This window comes from Mycobacterium sp. P2_H7 (genome assembly GCF_056403275.1).
On the sequence record NZ_JBFUFU010000020.1, the window covers coordinates 37,727 to 53,673 of the forward strand.

The following is a 15,947-nucleotide window of genomic DNA, read 5'->3' on the forward strand; positions in this document are numbered from 1 at the left end:
CTACTGATCAGTAACGGATGATGGCGTCATGACATCAGCATTGCGGAACACGGTCGCACTGGTCACCGGCGCCAGTAGCGGAATCGGCGAAGCCACCGCGCTGGCCCTGGCCGCCGAGGGGGCGACGGTGGCCCTGCTCGCCCGGCGCCGCGACCGACTGGACGGCCTGCGAGCCCGCATCGAGGACGCTGGCGGCCGGGCCCTGGCCGTCGAGGCCGACGTGTCCGATCCGAAGCAGGCTGCCGATGCGGTGGAATCCGTTGTGGCACAAGCAGGTCGGCTCGACATCCTGGTGAACAATGCCGGACTGATGCGTATCGGGCCGGCCGCCGAAGCCGACCCGGCGGACTGGGACCAGATGATCTCGGTGAACGTGTCCGGGCTGCTCTACGTGACCCGCGCCGGCCTGCCGCACCTGATCGCCGCGGCGGCGGACTCACCCCGCGGGGTGGCCGACATCGTCAACATCAGTTCGACGGCCGGCCGCGTGGCGCGGGCAGGCACGGCGGTGTATTCGCTGACCAAGCACGGCATCGGTGCGTTTTCCGACGCCCTCCGCCAGGAGGTGCTCGGCCAGCGGGTCCGCGTCAGCCTTGTCGAACCCGGCACGGTCGAGACCGAGATCACCGATCACCTGCCCGAGGCCGACCGGGAGGCCCTGCAGCGACGCACCGAGGACATGGTCAAACTGCTGCCGTCCGATATCGCCGAGGCGGTCACGTTCGTGGTGACCCGCCACCGCCGGGTGGCCGTCAACGAGGTTCTGGTGCGGGCTTCCGAACAGACCTGGTAGTCGGATCCGGGTAGTCGATGATGCTGCGCCAGTAGTCTTCTCCGATTTCGGTGTCGGACCGCAAAACCATGGACAGGCCCGTCGCCATCGCGATGCCGAGCAACCCCAGCCACAGTCCGGTCAGTGCGATGACGGCCCACAGCACCGAGGTGAGGGCGGGCCAGGGCGACACCACCGCGAGCAGTGGCGCGAAGAAGAAACCGGTACCGACGTACCAGGAGGACCCGGCCCGGTCGCATCGCAGTACGAACGTCAGCCAGCGCGGGATGCTCGTCTCGGTCATGTCACCAGCGTGAGCCGCGCAGGTAAGTGCGGCAATTACCGCACAGGTAATGGCGCCGCCCACTCCGGTGACCGACACTGGCTCTCGTGACCACCGTGGATGTTCAGGCCTCACCGTTCGGCACGCTGATGCGGACCTGGCGGCAGCGGCGCCGGCTCAGCCAGCTCGACCTGGCTTTGGAGGCCGACGTGTCGGCCCGGCACGTCAGTTTCATCGAGACCGGGCGGTCGGCACCCAGCCGGTCGATGGTGCTCAAACTCGCCGCGGCACTCGACGTGCCCGCGCGTGAGCAGAACCAGCTGCTGCTGGCCGCCGGGCTCGCGCCGGTGTACACCGAGCACGCCCTCGACGATCCCGGGATGTCGGCGGTGCGGTCCGGTGTGGAGCGAGTCTTGGCCGCCTACAACCCTTTCCCATGCCTGGCAGTGGACCGGGGCTGGAATGTGTTGCAGGTGAACGCCGGAACCGCACTGCTGCTCGACGGGGTGGCACCGCACCTGATGGAACGGCCCAACGCGTTGCGCATCTCACTGCACCCCGACGGCCTGGCGCCGCGGATCCGCAATCTGGCCCAATGGCGCCACCACGTGATCGGCCGGTTACGTCGCGAGGCAGCGGTGAGCGCATCACCGGATTCCTCGGCACTGCTGGCCGAGATCGAGTCCTATCCCGGCGGGCAGTCCGGGGCGGCCGAACTGGGCGGGGTGGTGGTGCCACTCGAACTCGACGGCGGCAACGGCGCGGTGTTGCGATTTCTGAGCACCGTCACCACCTTCGGCACCGCCCTCGACCTGACCGCCGCCGAGCTCAGCATCGAGGCCTTCCTGCCCGCCGATGACGCGACGGCCGAAGCCCTGCGCTGACAACGTTTTTCGTCGCGCGGCGCAAAACCGTTGCCGGATCGGCGCGGGCTGCGCATCGTCGGACAGATGACTGCGACCGTTGATACCGCCCTGACCCCGTCGGCCATCTCGCGACTGCGGGTGCCGGAACTCGACGACCTCACCAGCCCCGGCGTGCGGGGCTTCTTCGCCAAGCAGCAACGCGACGAAGGCCTGACCTCCAACTGGTTCCGCGCGCTGTCACTCAACGAGGGCGACCTGGAACGCCTCAACGGCTACCTGCTGCCACTGCTGGGCACCGACGGCCGCGGCGGGCTCACCGCCCGCGAACGCGAGGTCATCGCGACCGTCGTCTCCGGTGAGAACCGGTGCGCCTACTGCCACACCAATCACGCCAACAAGCTGGGCAAGGTGGCCGGCGACTGGTCGTTCGGGCAGCGGGTGGCCATCGACCACCACCATGTCGACGAGCTCACCGAGCGCGAGCACGCGCTGGCCGACCTGGCGGTGGCCATCAACAACGATCCCCGTTCCATCACCGAGGCGGACCTCCAGCAGCTGCGCGACCTGGGCCTCGACGATCAGCTGATCCTGGAGGGCATCTCGATCGCCGCGTTCATCGGTGCGACCAACCGGATCGGTATTGCGCTCGCGGTGCCGCCCAACCCGGAGTACACGGGCGTCCCCGGTCACTGAAATTGCACTGGTCTTACCACTTGACCTCTGACCGCCGACCTGTGATGCTCGGGCCATGGCATTACAGCCCATTCATCGCAGGTCGGTCTCCGGGGACGTATTCGACCAGATCATCACCGACGTCCTCAGCGGCGAGATGGCGCCGGGCGATCCGCTACCCAGCGAACGCCGCCTGGCCGAGGTGCTGGGGGTGTCCCGGCCCGCCGTGCGCGAAGCGCTCAAACAGCTGACCGCCGCCGGGCTCGTGGAGATCCGCCAGGGCGACACCACCACGGTGCGCGACTTCCGCAAGCACGCCGGACTGGACTTGCTCCCCCGGCTGCTGGTGCGCAATGGGGAACTGGATCCCGCGGTGGTGCGGTCCATCCTGGAAACCCGGCTGCACAACGGCCCGAAGGTCGCCGAACTGGCCGCCGCCCGGCACCGTCCCGAACTGGCCGGTCTGCTCGACGAGGCCATCGCTGTGTTGATCGCCGAAACCGATGCCGTGCAACGACAGCGGCACGCTTTGACCTTCTGGGATCACCTGGTCGACGGCGCCGATTCCATCGCGCTGCGGCTGATGTACAACACCCTTCGCGCCACCTACGAGCCCGCACTTCCCGCGCTGGCCACCCTGATGGCCGCCGAGGTCGGCCGGCCGGACGCCTACCGCGCCATCGCCGGCGCCGTCACCGCCGGGGATACCGAGGGCGCCGCGCAGGCCGCGCGTGATCTCCTCGAGCCGGCGACCACGGCCCTGCTGGATGCCCTCGCGGCGCTGGAGGCGCAGTCATGACCACCACCGCCACCCGGCACGGCGCCACCCTCGGCGCGGCCGCCCGGGAGTTCGTCCGGCACCCCACGCCGTGGATCCTCGGTACGACTGTGGTCACGGCGCTGGCCGCACGAATCCTGTTCGGCCACTGGGAGATCGGTGATGCCCTTGTCCCGCTGGGGATGCTCGCGCTGTTCCCGTTCCTGGAGTGGATCATTCACGTCACTGTCCTGCACTGGCGGCCACGCCGCATCGCGGGTATCGCGGTCGACCCGCTGTTGGCACGTAAGCATCGCGAGCATCATGTCGATCCGCGCGACATCGGTCTGGTCTTCATCCCGTGGCAGTCACTGCTGTGGGTGCTGCCGCTGGTGACGGCCGTCGGCACGCTCGTCATTCCCGCCACCGGTGCCGGACTGGGCCGCGGCCTGACGTTTCTGGTCGGTATGGCCCTGCTGGGGCTCGGCTATGAGTGGTGTCACTACCTCGTACACACCGACTACAAGCCGAAATCCGCGCTCTACCGGTCAGTGTGGCGCAACCACCGCCGCCACCATTTCAAGAACGAACACTACTGGTTCACCGTGACCAGCAGTGGCACGGCCGACCGGGTCCTGGGCACCTACCCGGATCCGGCCGCCGTCGCCACCTCACCGACCGCGAAGAACCTGCACGGTGGGTCCCGTCAGGCCTGAATGATGATCGGGTCGCCGATGCTGACGTTGTTGTAGTACCAGGCCGCGTTGTCCGGGCTCAGGTTGATGCAGCCGTGGCTGACGTTGGAATTGCCCTGCGAGGCCACCGACCAGGGTGCGGAGTGCACATACACCCCGCCCCAGGTGACCCGCACGGCGTAGTTGACGGTGAGCTTGTAGCCCTCCGGATCACTCAGCGGGATACCGATGGTGCGCGAATCCATGATGACCGGATTCTGCTTCTCCAGCGCCGTGAAGGACCCGACCGGGGTGGAGTGCTTGGGCTTGCCCATCGAGGCCGGCATTTCCCGGACCACCTGGCCGTCGATGCTGACGGTGAAAGTGTGTGCGTCGATGTCGGCGAGCCCGACCACCTGGGCACCGGTCTCGAACGTCGCCTTGAACCCGCCCAACGACATCGCGATGGTCGAATGGGCCGGCCAGTAGTCGCTCGGGGTGAAGCGGACCGTCGAGTCGTCAAGCCAGGCAAAGGATCCCGCGGGAATCTTGGACCCACTGAACTTGATGCCGTGCTCAACCGCGCCGCGATCGGCGATCGGCCGGGCGAAGTTCATGGTCACCGGGTACGCCACCCCGACGACTTCGCCAGCTTTGGGCGATACGGACACGACCGTGCTCGGTGCACCGGCAACCGCCGCACCCGAAACCCCGGCCGAGGTTGTCGCCATCATGACGATCCCAGCGATGACAAGCACATACTTAAATGCTGCGCGCAAGCTCTCAATCCTCCCTGGAGACCCAGAACGGCGATAGTGGACTACATCGTAGTTCGTTTGCGGCCCGACAAATGTTAGCCAGGGCGCGGCGCGCTGGTCAGCCCTGCGGCGCCAGGATCACCGGGGCCGGGTAATCGTCGTCCGCGCCGGGGTGCAGCCGGTCCCGGATGCGCTCGAATAGCGACTTCTTGACCGGCGGTGCCACCACCGGCGGCACGATCATCTGCGGCGGCATCGCGGCCACCAAGGCCGGGTCCGGGCCGAGCGGCGACACGGTATCGACCGGGGCCACCGCGGGCACATCGGTGGTCGCCTCCGCGGGCGGTACTGCGTCGGCGACATCTCCGGGCGCCGCGGCAGGCAGCTCAGCACTCACGTCGACCGGAGCCTGCGGCACCTCGACCGGTGGCAGCGCCGCCGGAACCGGAGCGGCCGGGGCCTGTGGGATGGCCCTGGGGGCGGCCGCTTCGGGAATGTCGGCGGTCACGACGGCTGCGCGCGGCGTCGCCACCACCTGCTCCGGGGACAACGCCGCTGCGACCGCCACCGACGCCGACACCACGAAGGTGACCACGCCGGCCACCAGCACACCGCTCAGTGCCCCGGTCGGCGATACCCGACGGGTGGCGGCGGCATGCCGGCCCGAGCCGGTGGTCAGCAGCCCCAGCTCGTCGAACGGCTGGGACAGGCTGTGGGACGACGCCAGGGCGGCCCCGCGGGCCAACGCCAGCTGCGCCTCGGCCGGCGCGAAAACCGGCACGGACAGCGCCTCTTCCAGGTGCGGGAGCACCGCGTCGAAATCACCGGCCGAACCCACCAGTACCAGGGCCTCGGGCTGCCAGTCGGCGCGGGTGAAGACCGTGCTGAGCCAGCCGATCAGGGATTCGTCGCTGTCGATGCCGTGGTTGATCGCCGTCTGCACCGCACCGTTGTCGGTGTGCACGATCAACGCGATCGCCGTGTCGGGTTCGACGACGCACACCGCGGTCGTCCGGTAGCCGATCACCTCGGCCGTGCCGCGGGCCAGCGCCTCGGTAGCCTCCGGCAGGCGGATCGGCACCACATTGCCGAAACCGGACTCACTGAGCGAGTCCATCAACCGGGACGCGTCGGCACCGGCCTCGTCGCTCCAGGTCACCCCGATCGACTTCAGTCGGTGACCGCGTGCCGCGGAGATCGCCTCGACCGCCGCCGTGACCTGTTCAGTGGCCTCCCGCACGTCCGCCGCACCGTCGACCCGCAGCGAGAAGGCATCGGGGGTGCGGTCTGCGGCGTCACCGTCGGTCAGCTCGTCGCCGCCGACAACCACCAAGCCGAGCGACGTAGGTGTCATAGACAATCCGAGCACCGCGTCCACATGCACCCCTTCGGACAAAGCCGGTCACAGTGGAGCGCGACCCGCGCCGAGTCGATGTCGTCATCGTCTCGTTATCGGGCTGACACTACCCGGGTGCCCCCGCCGGGGCCCAGTCCGAAGCCGGCCCCGACCGAACGGCAGTGCGGGCGGCACCGAGCGTGGCAGGGTGACGTCTATGGCTGGGGTGGAGCAGGTGCCGGGTACCAGGACGATTTTCGGGCACCCGATCGGGCTGACGAATCTGTTCGGGGTCGAGTTGTGGGAGCGCTTCTCGTTCTACGGGATGCTCACCATCCTCGGCTACTACCTCTACTACTCGGCGACCGACGGCGGGCTGGGCATGTCCAAGGCCACCGCCACCGGCATCGTCGGCGCGTACGGCGGTCTCGTGTACCTGTCCACGGTGCTGGGCGGGTGGATCGCCGACCGGCTGCTGGGCATGGAACGCACCGTGTTCTACGGCGGCGTCGTCGTGATGCTCGGGCACATCGCGCTGGCGGTGCTCCCGGGGCTCGGCGGAGTCGGCGCGGGCCTGGTGCTGGTCGCCCTGGGCTCCGGAGCGCTCAAAGCCAACGCATCCTCACTGCTCGGCACGCTCTATGAGAAGGGCGACGCCCGCGCCGATGGTGGATTCACCCTGTTCTATCTCGGTATCAACCTCGGCGCCTTCATCGGCCCGCTGATCACGGGTCTGCTGCAGACCCGGATCGGCTTCCACTACGGCTTCGGCGCCGCCGCGATCGGGATGGCACTCGGCCTCACCCAGTACGTGGCGTTCCGCCGCAATCTCGGCGAGCACGGTCGCGATGTGCCGAACCCGTTGCCCCGCAGCGCCATCGGGAAGACCGTGGGCGTCTTCGTGGCCGTCATCGTCGTCGTCGCCGCGGCGGTGGCCCTCAAACTGGTGACGCTGGCCAACCTGTCGCAGGTCACCACCGGAGTTATCCTCCTGGCGTCCATCGCGTACTTCGCCATCATGCTCACCAGCGCCAAAGTCACCGGGCAGGAGAAGGTGCGGGTCCGGTCGTTCATCCCGCTGTTCGTCGCCAATGCGGTGTTCTGGTCGCTGTTCCAGCAGATCTTCACGGTGCTCGCCGTCTACTCCGACGACAGGATGAACTGGTCGATCTTCGGCTGGACGGCGCCGTCGAGCTGGATCGGGTCCATCGAACCCGTGTGGATCATCCTGCTCTCACCCGTGTTCGCGGTGCTCTGGACCAAGCTGGGCAACCGGGCACCCACGACGCCACGCAAGTTCAGCTACGGCGTCATCGGCATGGGCGTGGCGTTCCTGCTGTTCGTCCCGCTGGCCGGCATCGAGGCGGTCCCCGCGCTGCTGATAGCGGTCATCCTCGGGGTGTTCGCCATCTCGGAACTGCTGTTGTCCCCGATCGGGTTGTCGGTCACCACCAAACTGGCGCCCGAGGCGTTCCGCGCGCAGATGATGGCGCTCTACTTCTTCTCCGTCGGTCTGGGCACCTCGATGTCGGGTGTGCTGGCCAAGTATTACGACCCGGCCCGCGAGGTGCCCTACTTCGGAATCCTCGGCATCGTGGCGATCGTCGTCGGCATCATCGTGTTCGCGGTGTCGCCGTGGATCAGCAGGCAGATGGACGGCGTGCACTGAGACAGTTACGGGTGCTCCACCCGATCTGTGCCAACCCGTGACCTTCCCCGGCCGCTTTCGGCGTTGTCGTGCGCGAGAATTGAGCCACGATCTGCCCGCCCAAGGAGGTGCTGGTGAGCGCTTCGATTCTCGATCTCCGCCCCACGGGGTCAGCAGTGCAAGCCGGCCTGGCCTCGGTGTATCGCCGCGGTGTCGGGCATTCCACCGCGAGCTGTTCGTGCGGCTGGTCCGGTGCCCGGCGCACACTGAAAGCCCTTGCCGCACAGGACGCGTGGACGCACTGCATCCAGCAAGGGTGCGACGTGTCAGTGCCCCTGGTCTTCGGCGCCGGCTGACCCTTCGAACAGGATCTCCCGCAGCAACGCGGGCTCGACATTGCCGCCGGACAGGATGATCACGGTGGGCCCCGGCGGCAGCGGGTGCCGGCGGTAGGCGGCGAGCGCCACCGCCCCGCTCGGCTCACTCACCAGCTGGGCTTTGAACGCCAATTCCCTTACCGCGGCGCGTATTTCTTCTTCGGAGACGGTGAAAACGTCGGTCAGAACCCGCTGCAGATGAGCGAAGGTCAGCGCCGAGGGCTCCGACCGCAGACCGTCGGCGATGGTCCGGTTCCGGTCGGCCACCGGCATGGGCACCCGGTGCCCGGCCCGCAGACCGGCGGCGGTGTCCGCGGCCAGTTCGGGCTCCACGCCGAAGATCTGCGCCTGCGGGCACAGAGCTTTGACCGCCGTACCGATGCCTGAGGCGAGCCCGCCCCCGCTGACCGGGATGAGGACATTGGCGACATTGGGCAGGTCCTCGGCGATCTCCAACCCGACGGTGCCCTGTCCCGCGATGACATCGGGGTGGTCGAACGGCGGAACCAGCGTCGCCCCGGTGCGCTCGACCAGTTCGGCGGCCACCGCCTCGCGCTCGCCCGCCCCGCACAACACCACCTCCGCGCCGTGCGCGCGGGTCTTACGCACCTTGATGTCCGGCGTCTCCGCCGGCATCACGATCTGCGCGGCGATGCCGAATGTGGCTGCCGCATAGGCGACGGCCTGGGCGTGGTTGCCGCTCGAATAGGCCACCACACCGCGCGCGCGGACCGCCGCATCGATGCGTCCGACGGCATTGAGCGCGCCCCGCACCTTGAAGGCGCCGATCACCTGCAGGCTCTCCGGCTTGATCCACAGCGGACGGTCCGGATCTCCCCACGGGGCGGGGACCAGCGGGGTGCGCACGATGCCGCCGCGCAGGCGTTGCGCCGCGGCGCGGATGTCTTCGAGGGTGACAAGGGTCGGGGTGCTCATCGGCGACCACGCTTCCATGGCGTCACCGCGTCGGGCAAGGTGAGCGGGTGAGTTCACCGACCGACCAGCCGTTCTCGTTGCCGATCGTGCCCCGCTACGCCGAGGTCGATCAACAGGGCGTGGTGTTCAACGGCCACTACCTGACGTGGTTCGACGAGGCGTGCACGGCGTTCCTGGACCGGTTGCCCGTGGACTACGAGGGGCTGATGGCCCGCGGGTTCGATTTCAAGGTGGTGCACAGCGACATCGACTACCTGGCTTCGGTGCGGTGGCGCGACACCGTGCGGGTCGCGGTGCGGTGCGAGCAGATCGGGACCACGAGTTTCACCCTCGCGTTCTCCGTCCTACGGACCGGCGCAGGCGAGGCCGAACAGGTCGCCGTGCAAGGTCGCAACACCTACGTCGTGGTGTCGACCGACGACTGGGCCAAACGCCCCATCCCGGACCCGTTTCGCGAGGCCCTGACCTCTTGTGTCCGGCCGGACGGGCGCTCACAGTGAAGAGATGACCGAACAATGGATCCAGGGCCACGTCCTGCAGCGGATCATGTTCCGCGACGGTCTGGTGCTCAACCTGGAGGATTACAACGAACTCGTCATCTCCGCGCCGATGGAGCTGACGGTGCCGCCTGTCGTCGGGGATCGCGTCGAGGTGTTCTCGATCGACCCGCTGGCGGTGCGACGCGAACAGAAGCCGCTCTTCGACTTCGCCGGAACCACCTGCACCCACGCCGACTGGGACGACGACGGCAGCCTGCACCTGCGGTTCTCCGGCGGCCAGGGTATCGACGTCCACAGCGACGATCAGCACACCTCTTGGGAGTTGTACGGCAAGTACCACGGCTACGCGGCGTGCCTTCCCCACGGCCACGTGCGGGTGGTCCGCCACGACCTGCCCGAAGCGGAGGCCACCGGCACGGGCTGACGCGGGTCTGTGCGAGCGCTCATGCACTCTGCGTGTGCAGCCGCGCCCGCATCTGGGTGAAGAGGAACAGGCCGGGCCGTCCGGAGATCTGCTCATAGGCCCGCACCTGGTCGTCGACGAAATCATCGGTCATCCGCACAAACTATGTCGTGCGGCCCGGCCACGTCGGCGGATCAGTTGAAGCCCACCCCGAAGATCGGGATCCACAGCCCGAAAAGCCAGATGCCCCACTGGCGGAAGCCGTTGTCCCACACCGGGCTCGCGTTATAGCCCCAGTAGTTGACGTTCTGCGGGAGCGGGCCGCCGTTCCACTGGAACGGGGGCGGCGGGCCCCACCCCCAGGGCGGCGGTCCCTGACGGTCATCCCACCAGTCGTGGCGGTTGTCGGCCCACCACACACCCTTGTCCCAGTGCTTGTCGAATCCGGGTCCGTTGCACCACGGCCGGCAGTCGTTGCCACGTCCGCCATGTCCGTCGTCGTGCCCGTTGCCATGCCCGTTGCCGTTTCCGGGTTGTGCCGTCGCCACCGCGCCCCCGAGGGTTGCGCCGCCCATTCCCAGACTGCTGACGATCATGGCGCTCGCCACGATCTTGGCCAGTTTCACAGTGCTCTCCCCACCATGTCGCGTGCTTCTTCCTTCAGGAAGACGGCACCAGGCGACAGGCAGATCGAAGGCGGAGCAGGTCACTGCCGGTCGGCCGCCATTCCTACTGGGATATCGACACCCGCCGCGACGGCGTTACCCGCAACCGGGTCAGGGAGTCACGACGACCCCTGGGGAGTCCCTGACCCGACGGCCGATGACAGCCCCCACGACGAACGACACCACCAGCAGACCGATGATGCCCCAGCCCAACGCATTCGAGGTGGCCAGCCCCTCCAGGTTCGTCAGGATCAGCCCCAGCGTGCCCACGAGTCCGGCCAGGCCGATCGCCGGCGCGATTCGCACCCGCCACTGCGAGTGGCCGCGACGGTCACGTGCGAAGAACACCAGCACCGCCACGCTGGTGGCGATCAGCAGCACCACGAAACCGACCGTGGTGGCCGCCGCGAACCACGTGTAGAACTGTGTGACCGGATCGAGTTGGAACAACACGGCCGCCACGATGCTGATCGCGACGACGCCCGAAATCCACAGCGACGCCTTGTGCGGTGACCCGTGTTCGGCGTGCGCAATACCGAGCGACTGCGGCAGCACGCGGTGCTGCGACAGCGCGAACACATAGCGCGAGGCCACGTTGTGGAACGCCAGGATGCAGGCGAACAGGCTGGTGAAGTAGAGCACCGTGATGATGTCGTTGCCCGCGGTGCGGATGTAGGTCTGCGCGATGTCGGACAGGAAGGTGCCCCCGGAATCCGTTGCCTTGGCGACGGCCTGGTCATCGCCCCACGCCGAGATCAGCGCCCAGCTGGTGACGGCGTAGAACGCCCCGATGAGGATCAGCGCGGCGTAGGTGGCGCGCGGAATGGTGCGCTCCGGGTCGCGTGCCTCGTCGCGGAAGATCGCCGTGGCCTCGAAGCCGATGTAGCTGAGCATCGCGAACAGCAGTCCGATTCCGAGCGATCCGGAGAACACCGTGGCGGGATTGACGACACCGGTGGACAGCCCGTCGTCACCGCCGCCACGCGCGACGATGACCAGGTCGAGGACGAGGATGACCGCGATCTCAGCCGTCAGCAGCACACCGAGCACGCGGCTGGACAACTGGATGTTGCGGTAGCCCAGGAACGTCGTGATCACGAACGCGATCGCCGCCAGTGCCCACCACGGGATCGCGGGGCCGCCGAACAGTGAGACGACGCCGACCCCGGCCGGTCCGAGCAGGCCGTACACCCCGGCCTCCAGTGCGACGTAGCTGACCAGCGCCAGGAAGCCGAAACCGATGCCGACCGAGAAGCCAAGGGAATGACGGATATACGAGAAGAAGGCACCTGCCTCCTCGACGAACGGGGTCAGTGCCGTGAAGCCGACAGCGAACAGCAGCAGGATGACCGTCGAGACGATGAAGGTCGCCGGGAACCCGGCGCCGTTGCCGTTGGCGATCCCCAGCGGGAAGACGCCGCCGACGACGCCCAGCGGTGCGGCCGCGGCCACCACCATGAACACGATCGATGCCACACCCAGATTGCCGCGCAGTTTCCGTTCGGCGGGCGCAGCCCCGGTGAGATCTTCAGGTAGGGCAGTGATTTCGGACATGCGCGAGAACGTAAGCGGCTGCCGCCGTCGCGGCCACGGCTACGGTCACCCTGCGTCAAAGGCCGTAACAATCCGACACATTCGGAGCCTTGCGAACGCCCGCGTCATCAGTAGTGTTGCCGACCATGTCGACAAGTTCGGTCCGGTCGTTCGCCACCAGGGGTCTGCGCCCGCTGCGAGTGGGCGCCACGCCGGTGCCGCACGCCGAGATCCTGGAAAACGTCCGCGCGGACCTCGCCGCCCACGGGATCGACCTTCAGGTGACGGTGTTCGACTCGTTCGACGAACCCAACGACTGGCTGGCCGCAGGACGGCTACACGCCAACTACTTTCAGTACCTGCCGTTTCTCTCGGAGTTCAATGAGCGCACCGGTAACGCACTGGTTCCGGTGGTACCGGTCCACATTGAACCGTTCGGCCTGTACTCGACGCGATTCGGCGCTGTGGCCGCGGTGGCCGACTACGCCGAGGTGGCCCTGCCGTCCGATCCGGTCAACGCCGACCGGTCACTGCGGATGCTGGATCAGTTGGGTCTGATCGAATGCGTCACCGGGGCAGGGACTCTGGCGTCGGTCGCCGATGTGCGCGCCAACCCGCGTGGTCTGGTGTTCAAGGAACTGACCAGTTGGACGTTGCCGTCGGCGCGCGAGGATTTCGACGTGGTGTTCCTGTTCGGCAACCAAGCCATGGAATCGAACGTCGACACCTCCACCGCCCTGCACTGCGACCGCGCCGACCCGGCCTATGCCGAGTACCTGGTGGCGGCGCCCGGCACTGCGGACGACCCCGACATGGGTGTGCTCGCGACGGCCCTGAACAGCGCGTCGACCCGGGAATTCATCGCCTCCGCATACGCCGGTCAGGTGGTCCCCGCGTTCTGACTTGGGAACATCGCGAGGTAAACCCTGTACGGGCCGCCGATCAGCGGACAGATTGTCACGATGTACCAAGCCGCGTCCGCGCCGCAGGCCGAACGCGGCGCCACGGTGCAGGTGGTGCTGACGTTCGACGTGCCGGCCGGCTTCGTCGAGCTTCCGCTCCGCACGGCTCAACTCGCCGACGAATACGGCCGGATCATCGCCCGCTCGATCCCCGGTGTGCGGGTTCGGCCCGCGCAGGTCGGCGCGGCCCGGCCCAGCGGTGCCGGCGCACCGATGCCCCCGAACGGACTGGTCATCGGCCGCAACGACGCCTGCGTCGACGGCGTGCCGCTACGGCTGACCCGCCGGGAGTTCGACCTGTTGCGGCATCTGGCCGACCACCACGGTCAGCCGGTCTCGCGGGGCCGGCTCATGGCGCAGGTGTGGCGCGACCCTCAGATGTCGGGCCGCACGGTGGACACCCATGTCCGGCGCCTGCGCACCAAACTCGGCGGCTACGCCGAGGCCTTGCGGACCGTCCGCGGATGTGGATACCGGTGGGATCCCACCGACCTGCCGGACCTGGCGCGTCACAACGTGACGGTCACCGGCCCCACGGAGTTGCACACCGAGAAGGCCGGGCTGCCGGCCGTGGAGCAGCCCCGACCGCTGGCCACATAGGTCGCGCCGGGCCGGTACGGGGCGAAGACCTCCGCGGCGACCGGACCCTCCTTCGACGCGCATTGCGGCGCCGCGCCGGAACCCTGCACCTGCAGGCAGGCCACCTGGAACATCGAGTTGGACTGGTTGCATGCCGCGACCGTGACCGCGCTGGTCACCATCGGCGTGCCCGACACCTGGGTCACCACCGGTTGCGCGAGGGTGTAGGCGCAGCCCGGCTGGTCGGGTGCGGCCGCAGCCGGTCCCGCGCCGGTGAGGCCCGCGGCGATCAGGAGCGGCAGGTAACAAGCAGCGCGACGTCTCACCGGTGGATCGTATGTCACGGCATCGCGTCCCGATCGACAATGAACAGCACCAACGTCACGGCGAGAATCCCGGCGGCCACCCAGATGGCGTGCACGTCCCAGGCCCGGCTGAGCACGGCGCCGAGTACCGCTCCCGCCGCGAACGCCCCGATGAGCGCCGCGTAGATCCCCCACGCCTTCAATGCCCCCGGTTTGCGATCGACCAACCCGTCGTAACCCGACTCGACGAAGCGCATCAGGTTGCCGGTGGTCGCCACCGGCAGATAAGCCAGATCCCCGATGTTGCGGAACAGGCCGATCTGCACGGCTGCCAGGAACGAGATCGGCACGGTGACATAGCTGTGCGGCACCGAGGACGGCACGAATCCGATGACCACCAGCGCCACCACCTGGACGCCCATCGTCCAGCGCAGCGGGTGCGGGATATACCGTTCCGCCCGACCGGATTTGATGTGCGCGGCCACCGACACACCCGCGATGAAGGCCAGGATCGGCCACACATGGGCCATCGCCGCGGCGACGCGCTGCTCCGAGATGTCCAGCGCGAAGAAGATGACGTTGCCGGTCTGAACGTTGGCGAACACGTGCCCGCGGGCGTAGTACGTGTGTGCGTCCAGGAACCCGTTGGTGACGGTGAGCAGCAGCGCGAACCACAACGTACGGGTACGTGCGGTGTCGTCGACACCGGATACAACACCCGGGTCGCGACGCTCCTGCCCTCCGGATACAACTCCCGGGTCGCGACGCTCCTGCCCTCCGGTGCCGCCTGACATGGCCGTAAAACTACCCGGCGGCCGCACCCAGCGCGTCGAGCATGCCCGCGGCCGAACGCGGCCAGGTGAACTGCTCGGCGCGGCGTCGCGCGCTGTGCCTGCGCAGCAGTTCCGGACGGCTGATGACTCCCGTCACCGCGTCGGCGATCGCCACCGGATCGTTGTCCGCGGTGGCGCCGCTGTCCTCGGTGAGGATTTCTGCCAGCGCCGAGGTGCGCGACACGACTGCCGGGGTACCGCACGCCAACGCCTCCAGCGCGGCGAGCCCGAAGGTCTCGTGGGGTCCGGGTGCCAGTGCCACATCCGCAGAAGCCAGGATGCCCGCCACCGTGTCACGGCAGCCGATGTAGCCGGTGAAATCGACCGCCAGCCCCGCAGCCTGACGTTCCAGCCGGGCCCGGAGCGGACCCTCCCCTACCACCACCAGCCGCGCATCGAGACCCGAATCACGCAGCGCCACAAGGGTGTCGATGCTGCGATGCGCGTGCTTCTCGACCGAGAGCCTGCCGCAGTGCACCAACAGGGTCTGCTCCGGCTCGGCCCATTGACCGCGCACCTGCGCACTGCGCCTGTTCGGATGGAACTGCTCCAGATCGACGCCGAGCGGGACGGTGACGACATTGCGGGCGCCGATCCGGTCGAACTCCGCACGGGCGAAGCCGGTGGTGCACACCACGGCGTCGTAGTTCGACGCGGTGCGACGGTTCGCGAAATCGGCCACCCCACGGGCCGCCTGACTCGGAAGAACCTGTCCGACAAGGCGATCGAGCCGTTCGTGGGAGATCATCACGGTGGCGACGCCATGGCGCCTCCCCCATGGGCCCAGCGACCGCAGGGTCAGCCGGTCCGATACCTCCAGGGCATCCGGCGACAGTTCGGCCAGCAGCGCGGTCACGGGGCCGGGCAGCACCGCGCGATACCCACCGGTGAACGGGATGAGCGCCGCGGGCAGCGACAGCCGTACGACTCCCGACGGCAGCACCTGCCGATCCCGGTGCGCGCCGGGCACGACGAGGAACACCTCATGACCTGCCGCGCAGTATTCGGCGCCGAGCCGGTCCACCGCGGTCCGCAGGCCCCCCGACCGTGGGCCATAGAAGTTCGCGACCTGGACAACCCGCATGTGT

20 protein-coding genes and 1 pseudogene are annotated in these 15,947 nt (G+C 68.2%); 11 read left to right on the forward strand and 10 right to left on the reverse strand.

What is annotated here, in order from left to right; translation table 11 throughout:
- The first annotated feature begins 28 nt into the window (after window positions 1-28).
- Window positions 29-793: an SDR family NAD(P)-dependent oxidoreductase gene (locus tag AC1DY7_RS26870; RefSeq protein WP_477496800.1), complete on the forward strand. Its 765-nt coding sequence runs from the start codon at window positions 29-31 to the stop codon at window positions 791-793.
- Here the strand turns inward: AC1DY7_RS26870 and AC1DY7_RS26875 are convergent.
- Window positions 753-1,076: a hypothetical protein gene (locus AC1DY7_RS26875; RefSeq protein ID WP_477496801.1), complete on the reverse strand. Its 324-nt coding sequence runs from the start codon at window positions 1,074-1,076 to the stop codon at window positions 753-755. The two genes, AC1DY7_RS26870 and AC1DY7_RS26875, sit on opposite strands and share 41 nt — an antisense overlap.
- A gap of 86 nt (window positions 1,077-1,162) precedes the next feature.
- On the opposite strand from AC1DY7_RS26875, the gene AC1DY7_RS26880 reads away from it, so the two are divergent.
- The 4 genes from AC1DY7_RS26880 to AC1DY7_RS26895 all read left to right on the forward strand — a co-directional run bounded on the left by AC1DY7_RS26880 (window position 1,163) and on the right by AC1DY7_RS26895 (window position 4,066).
- The gene (locus AC1DY7_RS26880) at window positions 1,163-1,939 is read left to right on the forward strand and encodes a helix-turn-helix domain-containing protein (protein WP_477496802.1); all 777 of its coding nucleotides are present in this window, start codon (window positions 1,163-1,165) and stop codon (window positions 1,937-1,939) included.
- A 66-nt stretch (window positions 1,940-2,005) separates the two neighbouring features.
- Window positions 2,006-2,614, forward strand: a complete 609-nt coding sequence (locus AC1DY7_RS26885) for a peroxidase-related enzyme (RefSeq protein ID WP_477496803.1) — start codon at window positions 2,006-2,008, stop codon at window positions 2,612-2,614.
- 55 nt (window positions 2,615-2,669) lie between these two features.
- Window positions 2,670-3,392 (forward strand): FadR/GntR family transcriptional regulator, encoded by a 723-nt coding sequence (locus tag AC1DY7_RS26890; protein WP_477496804.1) that lies wholly within the window; start codon window positions 2,670-2,672, stop codon window positions 3,390-3,392.
- Entirely contained in the window at window positions 3,389-4,066 is a 678-nt protein-coding gene (locus AC1DY7_RS26895; RefSeq protein ID WP_477496805.1) for a sterol desaturase family protein, read from the forward strand. Before AC1DY7_RS26890 ends, AC1DY7_RS26895 begins: the two co-directional genes overlap by 4 nt.
- Here the strand turns inward: AC1DY7_RS26895 and AC1DY7_RS26900 are convergent.
- Window positions 4,057-4,758, reverse strand: coding sequence for a L,D-transpeptidase (locus AC1DY7_RS26900; RefSeq protein WP_477496853.1), 702 nt, complete (start codon window positions 4,756-4,758; stop codon window positions 4,057-4,059). The genes AC1DY7_RS26895 and AC1DY7_RS26900 overlap by 10 nt on opposite strands.
- A gap of 142 nt (window positions 4,759-4,900) precedes the next feature.
- Window positions 4,901-6,166 carry a DUF7159 family protein gene (locus AC1DY7_RS26905; protein WP_477496854.1) on the reverse strand — a complete coding sequence of 422 codons (1,266 nt, stop codon included), beginning with the start codon at window positions 6,164-6,166 and terminating at the stop codon, window positions 4,901-4,903.
- A gap of 169 nt (window positions 6,167-6,335) precedes the next feature.
- On the opposite strand from AC1DY7_RS26905, the gene AC1DY7_RS26910 reads away from it, so the two are divergent.
- Both AC1DY7_RS26910 and AC1DY7_RS26915 read left to right on the forward strand, forming a co-directional pair.
- Window positions 6,336-7,787 (forward strand): peptide MFS transporter, encoded by a 1,452-nt coding sequence (locus AC1DY7_RS26910; RefSeq protein WP_477496806.1) that lies wholly within the window; start codon window positions 6,336-6,338, stop codon window positions 7,785-7,787.
- Window positions 7,788-7,900: 113 nt separating this feature from the next.
- Entirely contained in the window at window positions 7,901-8,122 is a 222-nt protein-coding gene (locus AC1DY7_RS26915) for a hypothetical protein (protein ID WP_477496807.1), read from the forward strand.
- Here the strand turns inward: AC1DY7_RS26915 and AC1DY7_RS26920 are convergent.
- A complete protein-coding gene (locus AC1DY7_RS26920) occupies window positions 8,093-9,079 on the reverse strand; it encodes a threonine ammonia-lyase (RefSeq protein ID WP_477496808.1) in 987 nt (328 codons plus the stop codon). The two genes, AC1DY7_RS26915 and AC1DY7_RS26920, sit on opposite strands and share 30 nt — an antisense overlap.
- A gap of 47 nt (window positions 9,080-9,126) precedes the next feature.
- On the opposite strand from AC1DY7_RS26920, the gene AC1DY7_RS26925 reads away from it, so the two are divergent.
- Window positions 9,127-9,579, forward strand: coding sequence for an acyl-CoA thioesterase (locus AC1DY7_RS26925; RefSeq protein WP_477496809.1), 453 nt, complete (start codon window positions 9,127-9,129; stop codon window positions 9,577-9,579).
- A 4-nt stretch (window positions 9,580-9,583) separates the two neighbouring features.
- The gene (locus tag AC1DY7_RS26930; RefSeq protein WP_477496810.1) at window positions 9,584-10,003 is read left to right on the forward strand and encodes a DUF6188 family protein; all 420 of its coding nucleotides are present in this window, start codon (window positions 9,584-9,586) and stop codon (window positions 10,001-10,003) included.
- A gap of 19 nt (window positions 10,004-10,022) precedes the next feature.
- Here AC1DY7_RS26930 and AC1DY7_RS26935 read toward each other — a convergent pair.
- From AC1DY7_RS26935 to AC1DY7_RS26945, 3 genes and pseudogenes are all read right to left on the reverse strand, one after another.
- Window positions 10,023-10,127 (reverse strand): annotated as a pseudogene (locus tag AC1DY7_RS26935) (class I SAM-dependent methyltransferase); the annotation flags it as partial.
- 49 nt (window positions 10,128-10,176) lie between these two features.
- Window positions 10,177-10,608, reverse strand: a complete 432-nt coding sequence (locus AC1DY7_RS26940) for a hypothetical protein (protein ID WP_477496811.1) — start codon at window positions 10,606-10,608, stop codon at window positions 10,177-10,179.
- A 150-nt stretch (window positions 10,609-10,758) separates the two neighbouring features.
- On the reverse strand, window positions 10,759-12,201 hold the full coding sequence (locus tag AC1DY7_RS26945) for an APC family permease (RefSeq protein WP_477496812.1): 1,443 nt from the start codon (window positions 12,199-12,201) through the stop codon (window positions 10,759-10,761).
- Between the two features lie 125 nt (window positions 12,202-12,326).
- Between AC1DY7_RS26945 and AC1DY7_RS26950 the strand changes: the two genes are divergently transcribed.
- Together AC1DY7_RS26950 and AC1DY7_RS26955 are read left to right on the forward strand one after the other, a co-directional pair.
- Window positions 12,327-13,082, forward strand: coding sequence for a MetQ/NlpA family ABC transporter substrate-binding protein (locus tag AC1DY7_RS26950; protein ID WP_477496813.1), 756 nt, complete (start codon window positions 12,327-12,329; stop codon window positions 13,080-13,082).
- Between the two features lie 60 nt (window positions 13,083-13,142).
- A complete protein-coding gene (locus AC1DY7_RS26955; protein WP_477496814.1) occupies window positions 13,143-13,742 on the forward strand; it encodes a helix-turn-helix domain-containing protein in 600 nt (199 codons plus the stop codon).
- Here AC1DY7_RS26955 and AC1DY7_RS26960 read toward each other — a convergent pair.
- From AC1DY7_RS26960 to AC1DY7_RS26970, 3 genes are read right to left on the reverse strand one after another with little or no spacing between them, the layout of a single operon-like run.
- Window positions 13,652-14,047, reverse strand: coding sequence for a hypothetical protein (locus AC1DY7_RS26960; RefSeq protein ID WP_477496815.1), 396 nt, complete (start codon window positions 14,045-14,047; stop codon window positions 13,652-13,654). The two genes, AC1DY7_RS26955 and AC1DY7_RS26960, sit on opposite strands and share 91 nt — an antisense overlap.
- 14 nt (window positions 14,048-14,061) lie before the next feature.
- The gene (locus AC1DY7_RS26965; protein WP_477496816.1) at window positions 14,062-14,820 is read right to left on the reverse strand and encodes a YoaK family protein; all 759 of its coding nucleotides are present in this window, start codon (window positions 14,818-14,820) and stop codon (window positions 14,062-14,064) included.
- Window positions 14,821-14,830: 10 nt separating this feature from the next.
- The gene (locus tag AC1DY7_RS26970; protein ID WP_477496817.1) at window positions 14,831-15,943 is read right to left on the reverse strand and encodes a glycosyltransferase; all 1,113 of its coding nucleotides are present in this window, start codon (window positions 15,941-15,943) and stop codon (window positions 14,831-14,833) included.
- Window positions 15,944-15,947 lie beyond the last annotated feature (4 nt).